The sequence below is a fragment of the Bradyrhizobium sp. I1.14.4 genome (assembly GCF_050435825.1).
In the GTDB taxonomy this organism is placed as follows: Bacteria; Pseudomonadota; Alphaproteobacteria; order Rhizobiales; family Xanthobacteraceae; genus Bradyrhizobium.
The window spans coordinates 270670-283920 of sequence record NZ_JBNDLA010000004.1; the positions used below are offsets into that span (position 1 = coordinate 270670).

At 64.6% G+C, this 13251-nt stretch carries 12 protein-coding genes, 1 tRNA gene and 1 riboswitch; of the genes, 9 read left to right on the forward strand and 4 right to left on the reverse strand.

Translation table 11 applies throughout. From position 1 onward, the window contains the following. Positions 1 to 23 precede the first annotated feature (23 nt). From pimC to ABIB78_RS11095, 3 genes are all read left to right on the forward strand, one after another. Positions 24 to 1214 (forward strand): pimeloyl-CoA dehydrogenase large subunit, encoded by a 1191-nt coding sequence (pimC, locus tag ABIB78_RS11085; RefSeq protein WP_429024276.1) that lies wholly within the window; start codon positions 24 to 26, stop codon positions 1212 to 1214. A gap of 161 nt (positions 1215 to 1375) precedes the next feature. Then, positions 1376 to 2521, forward strand: coding sequence for a pimeloyl-CoA dehydrogenase small subunit (gene pimD, locus ABIB78_RS11090; RefSeq protein WP_429024277.1), 1146 nt, complete (start codon positions 1376 to 1378; stop codon positions 2519 to 2521). Positions 2522 to 2673: 152 nt separating this feature from the next. Continuing rightward, on the forward strand, positions 2674 to 3447 hold the full coding sequence (locus tag ABIB78_RS11095; protein WP_429024278.1) for an SDR family NAD(P)-dependent oxidoreductase: 774 nt from the start codon (positions 2674 to 2676) through the stop codon (positions 3445 to 3447). Positions 3448 to 3615: 168 nt separating this feature from the next. On the opposite strand, the gene ABIB78_RS11100 is transcribed toward ABIB78_RS11095, so the two are convergent. Beyond that, a complete protein-coding gene (locus tag ABIB78_RS11100) occupies positions 3616 to 4824 on the reverse strand; it encodes an O-succinylhomoserine sulfhydrylase (protein ID WP_429024279.1) in 1209 nt (402 codons plus the stop codon). Between the two features lie 74 nt (positions 4825 to 4898). Then, a riboswitch (SAM riboswitch) is annotated at positions 4899 to 4978 on the reverse strand. Between the two features lie 76 nt (positions 4979 to 5054). Between ABIB78_RS11100 and ABIB78_RS11105 the strand changes: the two genes are divergently transcribed. From ABIB78_RS11105 to ABIB78_RS11115, 3 genes are all read left to right on the forward strand, one after another. Then, positions 5055 to 6218: a 2'-deoxycytidine 5'-triphosphate deaminase gene (locus tag ABIB78_RS11105; protein ID WP_429024280.1), complete on the forward strand. Its 1164-nt coding sequence runs from the start codon at positions 5055 to 5057 to the stop codon at positions 6216 to 6218. Between the two features lie 296 nt (positions 6219 to 6514). Continuing rightward, the gene (locus ABIB78_RS11110) at positions 6515 to 7570 is read left to right on the forward strand and encodes a hypothetical protein (RefSeq protein ID WP_429024281.1); all 1056 of its coding nucleotides are present in this window, start codon (positions 6515 to 6517) and stop codon (positions 7568 to 7570) included. 128 nt (positions 7571 to 7698) lie between these two features. Continuing rightward, a complete protein-coding gene (locus tag ABIB78_RS11115; protein ID WP_429024282.1) occupies positions 7699 to 9141 on the forward strand; it encodes an MATE family efflux transporter in 1443 nt (480 codons plus the stop codon). Between the two features lie 159 nt (positions 9142 to 9300). On the opposite strand, the gene ABIB78_RS11120 is transcribed toward ABIB78_RS11115, so the two are convergent. The 3 genes from ABIB78_RS11120 to ABIB78_RS11130 are packed head-to-tail and all read right to left on the reverse strand — an operon-like array spanning position 9301 to position 11009. After that, positions 9301 to 9717 (reverse strand): SRPBCC family protein, encoded by a 417-nt coding sequence (locus ABIB78_RS11120; RefSeq protein WP_429024283.1) that lies wholly within the window; start codon positions 9715 to 9717, stop codon positions 9301 to 9303. A 36-nt stretch (positions 9718 to 9753) separates the two neighbouring features. After that, positions 9754 to 10113, reverse strand: coding sequence for a VOC family protein (locus tag ABIB78_RS11125; protein WP_429024284.1), 360 nt, complete (start codon positions 10111 to 10113; stop codon positions 9754 to 9756). 56 nt (positions 10114 to 10169) lie between these two features. Further along, on the reverse strand, positions 10170 to 11009 hold the full coding sequence (locus tag ABIB78_RS11130) for a helix-turn-helix transcriptional regulator (protein ID WP_429024285.1): 840 nt from the start codon (positions 11007 to 11009) through the stop codon (positions 10170 to 10172). Between the two features lie 235 nt (positions 11010 to 11244). Here ABIB78_RS11130 and ABIB78_RS11135 point away from each other — a divergent pair, with 235 nt between their 5' ends. From ABIB78_RS11135 to ABIB78_RS11145, 3 genes are all read left to right on the forward strand, one after another. Then, positions 11245 to 12762 carry a 4-amino-4-deoxy-L-arabinose transferase gene (locus ABIB78_RS11135; RefSeq protein WP_429024286.1) on the forward strand — a complete coding sequence of 506 codons (1518 nt, stop codon included), beginning with the start codon at positions 11245 to 11247 and terminating at the stop codon, positions 12760 to 12762. Between the two features lie 108 nt (positions 12763 to 12870). After that, a tRNA-Gly gene (locus tag ABIB78_RS11140) sits at positions 12871 to 12944 on the forward strand. Between the two features lie 44 nt (positions 12945 to 12988). After that, positions 12989 to 13240 (forward strand): DUF3551 domain-containing protein, encoded by a 252-nt coding sequence (locus ABIB78_RS11145; RefSeq protein WP_429024287.1) that lies wholly within the window; start codon positions 12989 to 12991, stop codon positions 13238 to 13240. Positions 13241 to 13251: the final 11 nt, after the last annotated feature.

Genomic DNA, 13251 nt, shown 5'->3' on the forward strand with positions numbered 1-13251 from the left:
TTGAACTTTCAAAGGAGGATCCGATGGATCTCGCTTTCACCAAGGAAGAGATAGCGTTTCGCGAGGAGGTACGGGAGTTCTTCAAGAACAATGTGCCGCCGGAGACGCGGCGCAAGCTGCAGGAGGGCCGCCATCTGTCGAAGGACGAGATGGTCACCTGGTGGCGCATCCTCAACAAGAAGGGCTGGGGCGTCACCCATTGGCCGAAGGAATATGGCGGCACCGGCTGGACCACCGTGCAGCACTACATCTTCAACGAGGAGCTGCAGTCCTATCCGGCGCCGCAGCCGCTCGCCTTCGGCGTCAGCATGGTCGGCCCGGTCATCTACACGTTCGGCAACGAGGCGCAGAAGAAGCAGTATTTGCCGCGCATCGCCAGTGTCGACGACTGGTGGTGCCAGGGCTTCTCGGAGCCGGGCTCGGGTTCGGACCTTGCGTCGCTGAAGACCAAGGCCGAGCGCCGTGGCGACAAGTGGATCATCAACGGCCAGAAGACCTGGACCACGCTCGCCCAGCACGCCGACATGATCTTCTGCCTCTGCCGCACCGACAACAACGCGAAGAAGCAGATGGGCATCTCCTTCATCGTGTTCAGCATGAAGTCGAAGGGCGTCACCGTGCGCCCGATCCAGACCATCGACGGCGGCCACGAGGTCAACGAGGTGTTCTTCGACGACGTCGAGGTGCCCTACGAGAACCTGATCGGCGAGGAGAACAAGGGCTGGGATTACGCAAAATTCCTGCTCGGCAATGAGCGCACCGGCATCGCCCGGGTCGGCGTGTCGAAGGAGCGGCTGCGCCGCATCCGCGCGCTGGCCTCCAAGGTCGAGGCCGGCGGCCGCCCGGTGATCGAGGATCCGGCGTTCCGCGAGAAGCTCACGGCCTGCGAGATCGAGCTGAAGGCGCTCGAGCTCACCCAGCTCCGCGTCGTCGCCGATGAGGGCAAACACGGCAAGGGTAAGCCCAATCCGGCTTCCTCGGTGCTCAAGATCAAGGGCTCGGAAATCCAGCAGACCACCACCGAGCTCCTGATGGAGATCATCGGTCCGTTCGCCGCGCCCTACGACGAGCATGGCGATGCCGGTTCGAACGAGAGCATGGATTGGACCGCGCAGATCGCGCCGAGCTACTTCAACAACCGCAAGGTTTCGATCTACGGCGGCTCCAACGAGATCCAGCGCAACATCATCAGCAAGGCGGTGCTGGGACTGTAGGCCGCACATTCAAGTGTCGTCCTCCGCGCATGCGGGGGACCCAGTACGCCGCGGCGGCAATAATTCCCAATGAACGCCGCTGATTGCTGGATCCCCGCATTCGCGGGGATGACGAGTGGAGATCGGGGCGGATGCCCGCGTGATTTTGGAGAAATGGTAAAATGGATTTTGATCTGTCCGAGGAGCAGCGCCTTCTCAAGGAAAGCGTCGACGGATTGCTGGCAGATGCCTACGACTTCGATGCGCGCAAGAAGTACATGAAGGAGAAGGGCGGCTGGAGCAAAGCCCTCTGGGGCAAGCTCGCCGAGCAGGGCCTGCTTGGTCTGCCGTTCGCGGAGGCCGACGGCGGCTTTGGCGCCGGCGCGGTCGAGACCATGATCGTGATGGAAGCGCTCGGCAAGGCGCTGGTGGTCGAGCCCTATCTCGCCACTGTCGTGGTCGCCGGCGGTTTCCTGCGCCATGGCGGCTCGGCCGAGCAGAAGGCCAGGCACATTCCCGGCATCATCGACGGCAGCAAGACTTTCGGTTTTGCGCAGCTCGAGAAGAACTCGCGCTACGACCTGCACGACGTCGTGACCACGGCCAAGAAGAAGGGCGACGGCTGGGTGATCGATGGCGAGAAGTTCGTCGTGCTGAACGGCGAGAACGCCGACACGCTGATCGTGACCGCCCGCACCAAGGGCGGTCAGCGCGACAAGGCCGGCATCGGCGTGTTCCTGATTCCGGCTGACGCCAAGGGCGTGACCCGGAAGGGCTATCCCACCCAGGACGGCCTGCATGCGGCCGACATCACCTTCACCAATGTCGAGGTCGGTGCGGACGCTGCGATCGGCGATCCCGAAAACGGCCTGCCCCTGATCGAGCGCGTCGCGGACGAAGCCCGCATTGCGCTGTGCGCGGAAGCCGTCGGCGCGATGGACGAGTCGCTGAAGGAGACCGTCGAGTACATCAAGACCCGCAAGCAGTTCGGCGTGGCGATCGGCTCGTTCCAGAGCCTGCAGCACCGCGCCGCCGACATGTTCGTGGCGCTGGAACAGGCCCGCAGCATGTCGATGTTCGCGACCATGGCGTCGGACTTCGACGATGCCAAGGAGCGTTCGTCGGCGGTCGCGGCCGCCAAGGTGCAGGTCGGCAAGTCCCTGAAGTTCGTCGGCCAGCAGTCGATCCAGCTTCATGGCGGCATCGGCATGACCATGGAAGCCAAGATCGGCCACTACTTCAAGCGGCTGACCATGATCGAGAACACGCTCGGCGATACCGACTACCATCTCCGTCGCGTCAGCGAGGGCGGCGGGCTGCTGGCGTAGGTCGCGCGGGACATATCCGCATCAAGATCGTCATGCCCGGCCCTGTGCCGGGCATCCACGTCTTGGCGGCAAAGTAAGACGTGGATGGCCGGGACGAGCCCGGCCATGACGGAGAAAGCGGACAAGCGAAGAAAAATGAGGGAGTACTCGCAATGAAAAACACCCCGTTCGATCTCACCGGCCAGGTCGCGGTCGTCACCGGCTCGAGCCGCGGCATCGGCCGCTCCTCGGCCGAACTCTTGGCAAAACTCGGCGCCAAGGTCGTGATCTCCTCGCGCAAGGCGGATGCCTGCCAGGACGTCGCCGACGGCATCAAGAAGGCGGGCGGAGATGCGCTCGTGATCCCCTGCAACATCTCACGCCGCAACGAGGTCGAGGCGCTGGTCTCGGGTACGATCAAGCATTACGGCAAGATCGACATCCTGGTCTGCAATGCCGCGGTGAACCCCTATTACGGCCCGCTGCTCGACATCACGGATGAGGCGTTCGACAAGATCATGGGCGCGAACGTCAAGAGCAACATCTGGCTCTGCTCGCAGACCATCCCGCAGATGGCCGAACGCGGCAAGGGCTCGGTCGTGATCATCTCCTCGATCGGCGGCCTGCGCGGCTCGACCGTGATCGGCGCCTACGGCATCTCCAAGGCGGCGGACTTCGCGCTGTGCCGCAGCCTCGCCGGCGAATGGGGGCCGAAGGGCGTGCGCGTCAATTGCGTGGCGCCGGGTCTGGTGAAGACCGATTTCGCCCGCGCGCTGTGGGAGGACCCGGACAATCTGAAGCGCCGCACCGCGTCGACGCCGCTCCGCCGCATCGGCGAGCCCGACGAGATCGCGGGCGCGGTGGCCTATCTCGCCTCCGATGCCTCGACCTTCATGACCGGCCAGACGATTGTGGTCGACGGCGGCGTGACGACGGCGGCGACGTAAGGTTCAGTCGCTTTAAAGATAACGCTCGATTGCTCCACAATCTCGTCATGCCCGGCCTCGTGCCGGGTATCCACGTCTTTGGTGGTTGTTGCGAGCAAGGCGTGGATGGCCGGGACAAGCCCGGCCATGACGAAGCGCTAAGACACTTTCGTTCGGAAAGCGTCAGCCTCAGACCTGCTCCAGCGCCCGCTGAAAATCCTCGATCAGGTCGTCGGGGTGCTCGAGCCCAGCCGAGAAGCGGATGAAGCCTTCGCTGATGCCGAGTTCGGCGCGAGCCTCCGGCGCCAGGCGCTGATGCGTCGTGGTCGCCGGATGCGTGACCAGGCTCTTGGAGTCGCCGAGATTGTTGGAGATGCGCGAGATCTTCAGCGCGTTGAGGCAGCGGAAGGCGCCGGCCTTGGCGTCCTTCACCTCGAACCCGACCAGGGTCGAACCGGCGCCCATCTGCTTCTTCACCGTCTCGGCCTGCGGATGATCGGGACGGCCGGGATAGACCAGTCGCGTGATCTTCGGATGCTTCGCCAGCGCCTCGGCGATCTTCGCCGCGTTTTCGGTCTGCGCGCGGACGCGGACGGCGAGCGTCTCGAGACCCTTTAGCAGCACCCAGGCGTTGAACGGCGACAGCGACGGGCCGGTCTGGCGCGTGAAATTATGGATGTGCTCGGCGATGAAGGCTTCCGACGACAGGATGACGCCGCCGAGGCAGCGGCCCTGGCCGTCGATATGCTTGGTCGCGGAATAGACCACGACATCGGCGCCGAGCGACAGCGGGCTCTGCCAGATCGGGGTTGCGAACACATTGTCGACGATCAGCCGCGCGCCGCCGCTGTGCGCGATCTTGGCGATTTCAGCGATATCGAGCACGTCGAGCGTCGGATTGGTCGGGCTCTCCAGGAAGAAGGTCTTGGTGTTCGGCCGCAATGCGCGCTGCCACTGGTCGAGATCGAGCCCGTCGACCAGCGTCGTCTCGATGCCGTAGCGCGGCAACAGGTCCTGCACGACGTAAAGGCAAGAGCCGAACAGCGCCTTCGACGCCACCACGTGATCGCCGGCCTTCAGCGGCGCGAGAATCGCGGTGGTCACTGCGGCCATGCCGGTCGCGGTCGAGCGCGCGGCTTCCGCGCCCTCGAGCTCGATCATGCGGCGCTCGAACATCGCAATGGTCGGATTGGAATAGCGCGAATAGATGAACCCCGGGTCCTGGCCCTTGAAGCGCGCCTCGCATTGCTCCGCGCTGTCGTAGACGTAGCCCTGGGTGAGAAACAGCCCTTCCGACGTCTCCCCGAATTGCGAGCGCAGCGTGCCGCCATGGACGAGACGGGTTTCGGGACGAAAGCGAGCGGTAGCCTTGGCTTCAGAAGACTTGGATTCAGACATGTGACCTCCGAGGTGGCCATTCACTAAAAAATGGCCACAAAAAAACCGGCCTGGAGCAACCTCCACAAGCCGGGATCACACTGTCCCCGGCCTGTTTAGCGACTTATTTAACGTGGCTGCAAGCCGGCCGGCTCAAATCACCACGGGATAAGTGCAGCTGATATTCCCTCGCGCCCTTTCCGTCAAGACGGTCATCGGATAACCCGTAAAAGCCCATATTTTGGGGCTTGATGGCCGTTCAGAGTATGATTTTGGGCCATCTCGAGGGATCGCCGAGGGACCGCATCGTGTCGTTCACGCTGGAAGATGAATCCAACGGAATCCTGCCCGACCGCATGATCGCGGAGATGGCGGAGGCCGGTCTCATTCTGCCGGCCTACGACTTCGTCGAAAGCCAGATCCAGCCGGCGAGCCTCGATCTCCGCCTCGGCGACATCGCCTACCGCGTCCGCGCCAGCTTCCTGCCGGGGCCCGATGCCACCGTCGCCGAGCGGATCGACCAGCTCAAGCTGCACGAGATCGATCTCTCCGACGGCGCGGTGCTGGAGACCAATTGCGTCTACATCGTCCCGCTGCTGGAAAGCCTGGCGCTGCCGCCGGAGATCGTGGCCGCGGCCAACCCGAAGAGCTCGACCGGACGGCTGGACGTCTTCACCCGCGTGATCGCCGACGGCACCCGCCGCTTCGACATGATCGGCGCCGGCTATCACGGCCCGCTCTATGCCGAGATCAGTCCGAAGACGTTTCCCGTGCTGCTGCGCGAGGGCTCGCGGCTCAGCCAGGTCCGCTTCCGGATCGGCGAGGCGACCTTGACCGCCGACGAACTCGATGCGCTGCATGCCACTGAGCGGCTGGTCGACGCCGAGGATGCCGACCTCGTTCAGGGCGTCGCGCTCTCGGTCGATCTCTCCGGCGAGAGCTCCGGTGGCTTCGTCGGCTATCGCGCCAAGCGGCACACCGGCGTGGTCGATGTTGATCGCCGGGGCGGCTACTCGGTCGACGAGTTCTGGGAGCCGATCAAGGCGCGCTCTGACGGCAGCCTCATTCTGGATCCCGGCGAGTTCTATATCCTGGCTTCGAAAGAGGCCGTGCAGGTGCCGCCGGATTATGCCGCAGAGATGGTGCCGTTCGATCCGCTGGTCGGCGAATTCCGTGTCCACTATGCCGGCTTCTTCGATCCCGGTTTCGGTTATGCCGGCGCCGGCGGCAAGGGCTCACGCGCCGTGCTGGAAGTGCGCTCGCGCGAGGTGCCGTTCATCCTCGAGCATGGCCAGATCGTCGGCCGTCTCGTCTATGAACGCATGCTCGAGCGCCCCGACGCGCTCTATGGCCAGCGCATCGGCTCGAACTACCAGGCGCAAGGCCTGAAGCTCTCAAAGCATTTTCGCGTGTAATTCCGCAGCCCGGATTTCGCGTCGCGCGGCAAGGCCATCTCGCAATCATTTTTCGCCGTCATTCCCCGCGAAAGCGGGGAATCCAGTACGCCGCGGCCTTTCGATCGACAATGACCGTCTCTGGAATACTGGATCGCCCGATCCCGTCTACGCCAAGGCTTCGACGGGGCCCACAGTCTCAGGCACGCCGGAGCTTCAGCGGAGGCGGCAGGTCGGGCGATGACGCCGGCTGTGTGTTGGTTGCACCGTCTCGTCGGCGGTGACACATTCCCGCAAACAACAAGCCGGGAGTGAACATGAGCGCCGCAACAAATTCAGCGCAGCAAGAGGCGCAGTGGCGGAAGTGGCGCAGCGTCGCCGACCTCTATCACGCCTTCTTCACTGGGCTGATCCTCACCGTCGTCACGCGTCGCGGCACGGTCGACGCTGCGGAATTCGTCTTCCGCGTGTTTCGCCGCCAGCAGCAGGAGCGCTTCCTGCCCGGGTTGAAGAAGCTCGGCCTCGACGGCCTGCCGCCCGCGGTCGCGGCCGCGCAGTATCACTATCTCTCCAACTGGATCGGCGGCGTGCACGTCGAATACATGTACGAAAACGATCGCAAGGCCTGGATCCGCTATCCGCCGCCGCGCTGGATCTGGAAGGGCACGGCGATCTGCGGCGTGCCCGGCGAGGTCTCGCGCGCGATGCTGCGCGGCTGGCACGCCAACAACGGAGTCGCGCTCGGCGATACCAGACTCGGCTTCGTCTGCACCAAGCAGAGCGTCGACGGCCAGGATGGGCTCGAGGGCTATTACTGCGAGTACGATCATCCGCTCGAGCTCGACCAGCGCCTGGTGTTTGCGCGCCATCTCGAGGCGCCGTCGTTCGATCCGAAGACCGCGCCGGCACTGCCGGTCGACAGCTGGCCGAAGCCGCGGTTGGAGAAGGCCTATCGCAACTACGCGATGGAATATGTGAAGACGGCCGCGCCGGTCCTCGTCCAGGTGTTCGGCCCCGAGGATGCAAGCTATCTGCTGCATCTCACCGGCAAGCTCATTGGCATGCAGTATTTTGATGAGGTCGCGCAGGCGCTCGGCGGCAGCCGTGGCCGTGCCACGGAATTTGCCGCCTTCCTGCGCGTGCTCTTCGAGTCGCAGGATGACGTCGCTGACATCAACCAGTCCGAGGGCCAGTTCGAGATCCGCCAGCAGGGCTGGAAGCTGATGGCCGACGTCGCCGATTATCACCCGGCCTGCGCCAGCGTGCTGACGGGCCTGTTCGAAGGGCTGGCGGCCGGCTGCGGGCGGAATATTCCGGTGCATCTGAAGCCGAACCGCGCTGCCGGCGCGCCGTTCGTCTGGTCGATCGGCTAGATCAGAGGTTCACCAGGTTTCACCTGCAATCACGCAGGCCCCCCTTGCGTCCCGCGCACGTGGATTCCGTTGTTGCCATGGTAGGGAAACACCATGGCGCGGCTCCCGAAGATCGCGCGGGAGTGGAAATGTCCGATCTCGGCCTCGCCGAAATACCTGTCGACGAACAAGAGCGGCCGCTGCCGCCGCCGGTGACCAGGCCGGCGCGCAACGCGCTGCTCGACGGGCCGATTCTGCGCACGCTGTTGTGGCTTGCCTGGCCGAACGTGATCGCGCTCTCTGCAGGCACCTGCGTCGTCATCGCGGAAACCTCCTATATCGGCCGGCTCGGCGTCGAGTCGCTCGCGGCGATGGCGCTGGTGTTTCCCTGCGTGATCCTGACCATGACGATGTCCGGCGGCGCGATGGGCGGCGGCGTCGCATCCGCGATCGCGCGCGCGCTCGGCGCCGGCGAGATCGAGCGCGCCTCGACGCTCGCGATGCATGCGCTGCTGATCGGACTGACGTTTGGTGCCACCTTCATGCTGGGCATGCTGATCTTCGGTCCGCGCGTGCTCGAGCTGCTCGGCGGCCGCGGCAACGTGCTGGCACAGGCGATCGCCTATTCGCAGGTTTTCTTCGGCGGCGCGATCCTGCCCTGGCTGATGAACACAATGGCCGGCATCCTGCGCGGCACCGGCAACATGAAGCTGCCGTCAACCATGATCCTGTCGTCCGCGGTTTGGCAGATTATTCTGGGCGGCACGCTCGGGCTCGGCCTCGGGCCGGTGCCGCAGTTCGGCATGCGCGGCGTCGCCGCGGGTTCGCTGATCGCCTATTCGATCAGCATCAGCGTGATGGGCTGGTATCTGTTCTCGGGCCGCGCGCGCGTGAAGCCGAAACTCAGGGGGCTGCGCGTGCAGTGGGCGATGTTCATCGACATCCTCAAGGTCGGCGCGGTTTCCTGCTTCTCGCCGCTGCAATCGGTTCTGACGATCTCGATCTTCACTCACATGCTGGCGCAATTCGGCACCGCGGTGCTCGCCGGCTATGGCATCGGCGCGCGGCTCGAATTCATGCTGACTTCGGTCGCGTTCGCGGTCGGCATCGCCTCGGTGCCGATGATCGGCATGGCCGTTGGGGCGGAGCGCGTCGCACGTGCCCGGCGCATCGCCTGGACCGCGGGCACGGTGTCGTTCCTTTCGGTCGGTGTGGTCGGCAGCTTCATCGCCGTTTTCCCCGACCTCTGGGTCAATCTGTTCACCAATGATCCGCATGTTCGGGCGACCAGCCATCAGTATCTCTCGACCGCCGCGCCGATGTACGCCTTCATCGGCCTGGCGATGTCGATGTATTTCTCCTCGCAGGGGGCCGCGAAGGTGCTGGGTCCGGTGCTGGCGCAGACCGCGCGGCTGATCTTCATCGGCGCCGGCGGCTGGTGGTTGTCGACACATGAGGCGAGTGCGCGAGACTTCTTCGCACTCGCCGCCGCCTCGATGGGGGTGCTCGGTGTGCTTTCCTGCCTCAGCGTGATCCTGACGCGCTGGGGCAAATCCGCACCGGCCGCCGCAGCGCAGCCTGCGCTGTCGTAGCGCACTCGACCCGTCATCCTGAGGTGCGAGCGAAGCGAGCCTCGAAGGATGTGCGGCCCCAACGCTTCGGCACTTGGGCGCTACTCTCGTGGAGAGAGTCGGGCCGTCGCCCGTCGAGGCTCGCTGCGCGAGCACCTCAGGGTGACGGTGAGAGATGCGTCACGCCACGTTCTTCTCCCTGGCCGATTTGGCCTGTGCGGCCTGCATCGCCGCTGCGCCGAGATCCATCTGTGCAGACATATAGGGCGCGACCTCGTGCGGCAGCACATCGGCGATCCACACCACCCGGCAACGCGCGGCGCCCTCGGCGAACACCTGCACCGAGGCGGAATGCTGCTTCAGCCGTTCGCTGGTGATCGCATAGACCAGCCGTTGCCGTTTGTCGTCGCAATCGACCAGCGTCTCGCGCGCCACGGTGCCGTTGGCGAAGCTGACGGTGCGGACGTCGCCCTCGAGCTTGGTGTCGGTCACGAAGCCCGGCACCAGCCGCGTATGCAGCGCGCCGAAATCGCGCAGCGCGTCCCAGACATGGTCGGCCGGCGCGTCGATCGGAATGTCTTTGTGAATCGAAGCCATGGAATGTGGTCCTTTAATCAGGATGACGATTACGGTTTAGGTAGACACCGCCTCGACGTTGTTGCCGTCGGGGTCGAGCAGGAATGCCGCGTAGTAGGTCGGGCTGTAATCCTTGCGATCGCCCGCCGCGCCGTTGTCCTTGCCGCCCGCCTTCAGGCCTTCGGCATGGAATGTCTTGATCGCGTCATGGCTCGGTGCGCGGAACGCGATGTGCGCACCGCCTTGGGCCTTGCCCTTGTGCAGATGCAGCCAGAGCGCGGGCTCGCCCTTCGGGCCGAAGCCGGCGCCGCTGTCGTCGCGCGAGCAGAGCACGAAGCCGAGTGGCGCCAGCACGGCGGTGTAGAAGCGCACGCTGGCGTCGAGATCGGCAACGCGCAATCCGATATGGTCGTACATGATGGGGTCTCCAGCTGATGGGCGCGTCGGTGACGCGCGGCCTGGAGCAACCCTAGCTATTGCAGCGCAAGGTGTTCTTGGAGAATCTTGCGGTCGCCGCGGGAAGCCTGACGGAATTTCAGCGGCGAGGCGCCGGCGGCGCGGTGGAAGCTACGCACGAAATTGGAGAGATCGCCGAAGCCGACGTCATAGGCGATGTCGGTGATCGGGCTGTCGTCGTCGACGAGCCGTCGCGCCGCATGGCGCAGCCGCGAGCGCACGAGATATTGATGCGGGGTCACACCGAGCACCGCGGAGAACAGCCGCAGGAAATGGAACGTGCTCAGCCCGGCTTGTTCCGCGGTGTCGTCGAGGTCGATCGTGCGGTGCGAATTGGCGTCGATCCACAGCGCGGCCTCCACGGCGCGGCGGCGATCGCGCAGGCTGGCGGTGAGGGACCTAGCCTTGCGGTCGGACACCAGCTCGACAAGGCGGCTGGCGAGGAGGTGACCGATCTCGTCGAGACCGACGTCGCTGTTGCCATCTGCCGCCGTTTGGGCGAGCTCTCCGATCACCATCAATTCTGGCAGCGGCGGCACCGAGCCGACCTGCCAGACCGACGTGTGGTCGCCGATCGTCTCGACCAGCTCCGGGTCCAGGAAGAAGGACAGGCACTCGTCGCCGACCACATGGTCGTGCGTGCAGGTGTATTCGTCGCCGGGATGTCCGACCAGGATCGCGCCTGCCACCAGCTCATGGAAGCGGCCGCGGCAATGGCAGCCGAAGCTGCCGCTGCGCACATAGGACACGGAATGGCAGGCGAATTGCTCGGCGAACGGTTTGTCGCCGGGTTCCGCCGTGCAGCGAAACTCATTTACCGTGATGCGATCGCGCTGCAACAGTGTGGTCCGGTTCATATCCCAGATTTAAGGGTGCCGCCGCGGCGGCGCAACCGACAGCAGCACATCAGAAAGGGTCCTGCCGCGCGCGATCATAACATCCTCGCCATCGCGCGCATCCGGAACCTTGACATTCGGTTAAGCATGTTGCGGCCGGTCTGCGCGGCCCGACGAGCTCCCAGTCACGCATCTTAAAGGCTTTGCCCGCTATCTGGTCGCCGGCATGCTGCTCCAAAAGACGATCGACGGAACGATGACGAGTACGAGCGTCGAAGCGGCGCCCGGCAGCACACGCGCGACCGAGCGAGCGACCGGGCATTTTCACCCGCTCTTCGCATTGCTGTTGCTGGCGCTGGTCGTACGCCTTGCGGTCGCAGTCTGGCCCAACGTCATGTATCCCGACGAGATCTTTCAGTATCTCGAGCCGGCGTGGCGAATGCTCGGCCATGACGGCATTTTGACGTGGGAATGGCGCGAGGGCATTCGTGCCTGGTTCCTGCCGACACTGATGGTCGGGCCGGTCGCCTTCGGCGACGCCCTTGCGCCCGGCGGCACGGGCGCCTTCCTGGTGCCGCGTCTGGTCGCCGCATCTGCGTCGCTGTCGATCGTGGTCAGCGCCTGGTTCCTTGGCGCGCGGATCTCGCGCACCCATGCCGTTGTCGCGGCCTTTGCTGCCGCGGTCTGGTTCGAATTGCCTCTGCTTGCGCCACACACGTTGGGCGAGCCGTTGGCGACAGCATTGATCGTGCCGGCGGCATTGCTGATGACAAATCATCCGTCACAGCGGCGTCTTGCGATCGCGGGTGTCTTGCTTGCTTTTGCCTTTGTCTGCCGTTTCCAATATGCGCCGGCCATCGCTGTGCTGGCCCTCGGCGCGTGCTGGACACGCTGGCGACACCTGATTCCGCTGGTCGCCGGCGGGCTCGTTGCGCTGTTGCTCGCCGCCGCGATCGACCTTGCGCACGGCACCGTGCCGTTCGGCTGGCTGATCGCGAACATCAGGGAAAACCTGGTACACGATCGCGCCGTCGAATTCGGCTTGTCGCCGCCGTCGGCGTATCTCATCGACTTGCTGACCGTGTGGTCGGTGGCGATCGCGCTTCCGCTCGCTGCGATCTGGCGTGGCTGGCGGCACGCGCCGCTGCTGCTGACCGTGGCGCTGGTCAACCTCGTCTTCCACAGCCTGATCGCGCACAAGGAATACCGCTTCGTCTTTCTGTCGGTGGTGCTGTTCATCATCGTCGCGGCGCTGGGATCAGCCGACTGGGTGCAATGGCTGCGCGCGAAAGACACGTGGCGCCGCCGGGCATTGCCGATCGTCCTCTGCGCTTGGGCGCTGCTGTCGGTGGCGCTCGCCGGCGCCAGCAAAGAGATGCGCGACTATTGGACGCGTGGCGTCGGCGCGGCGGAGCTTGCCGCCAAACTGCGCAACGATCCGCAGATGTGTGGCCTCGCGCTTTACAACGTTCGTTTCCAGCTGTTGCCGGAACGGGAACGATTGGTTGGCCCGGTGCCGCTCTACGCGCTTCAACCGGCCGATCCGCTCGCCGCGCTCATCCTGCCGCCGCTGTTGCAGGCGACCAAGCCGGCCTTCAACCGCATCCTTGCGCGGCCCGAAGCGGCCGGCGACTTGCCGGAAGATTTTTCACGGCAAAGCTGTGCCTATGTCGGCATTACCGCCGCCTGCATCTACGCGCGGAGCGGTACCTGCGACGCATCTGTCGCCGCGCCCTTTGTCATCAATGACGTGCTCGTGAGAATGGGCCAGTAGCGGCATCGCCAGACGGTGGGCTTGAATGCACGCTTGATCCGCCGGCTCCCCCCGGGCTATGGTCCGGCAGGTCGCGCCCGATAGGGTCGACATCAAGCAATTGAGACCGCGGGCGTAGTTCAATGGTAGAACGGCAGCTTCCCAAGCTGCATACGAGGGTTCGATTCCCTTCGCCCGCTCCAGCCTTTGGGCGCAGTGTTTTACGGGCAATCGCAGGAGACCTGACGTGAAGTTGCTTGGAGCGCTGCTGCTTGCGCTGAGCGTGCTTTGGATGGCAAGGCCGGCATCGGCACAAATGTACGATCCTCGCTACCCGGTCTGCATGCATGTTTATGGTGTGTTGATCGGCGAGCGAATGGACTGCGTCTTCACGTCGCTGGACCAGTGCCAGGCTGGTGCTGCGGGGCTTCCGGCAACCTGTCTGGTAAATCCCTACTACGTGCCAAGGTCGGCGCGCCGTTACGGGCTTGAACGATGACTCTTTCCGCT

Coding starts and splice junctions, on each gene's coding strand:
- ABIB78_RS11130 (WP_429024285.1), bottom strand. CDS start 11,009: ATGAACCGGACCACACTGTTGCAGCGCGATCGCATCACGGTAAATGAG.
- ABIB78_RS11100 (WP_429024279.1), bottom strand. CDS start 4,824: ATGTCTGAATCCAAGTCTTCTGAAGCCAAGGCTACCGCTCGCTTTCGT.
- ABIB78_RS11125 (WP_429024284.1), bottom strand. CDS start 10,113: ATGTACGACCATATCGGATTGCGCGTTGCCGATCTCGACGCCAGCGTG.
- ABIB78_RS11115 (WP_429024282.1), top strand. CDS start 7,699: ATGTCCGATCTCGGCCTCGCCGAAATACCTGTCGACGAACAAGAGCGG.
- ABIB78_RS11135 (WP_429024286.1), top strand. CDS start 11,245: ATGACGAGTACGAGCGTCGAAGCGGCGCCCGGCAGCACACGCGCGACC.
- pimD (WP_429024277.1), top strand. CDS start 1,376: ATGGATTTTGATCTGTCCGAGGAGCAGCGCCTTCTCAAGGAAAGCGTC.
- ABIB78_RS11120 (WP_429024283.1), bottom strand. CDS start 9,717: ATGGCTTCGATTCACAAAGACATTCCGATCGACGCGCCGGCCGACCAT.
- ABIB78_RS11105 (WP_429024280.1), top strand. CDS start 5,055: ATGGCCGTTCAGAGTATGATTTTGGGCCATCTCGAGGGATCGCCGAGG.
- ABIB78_RS11110 (WP_429024281.1), top strand. CDS start 6,515: ATGAGCGCCGCAACAAATTCAGCGCAGCAAGAGGCGCAGTGGCGGAAG.
- pimC (WP_429024276.1), top strand. CDS start 24: ATGGATCTCGCTTTCACCAAGGAAGAGATAGCGTTTCGCGAGGAGGTA.
- ABIB78_RS11095 (WP_429024278.1), top strand. CDS start 2,674: ATGAAAAACACCCCGTTCGATCTCACCGGCCAGGTCGCGGTCGTCACC.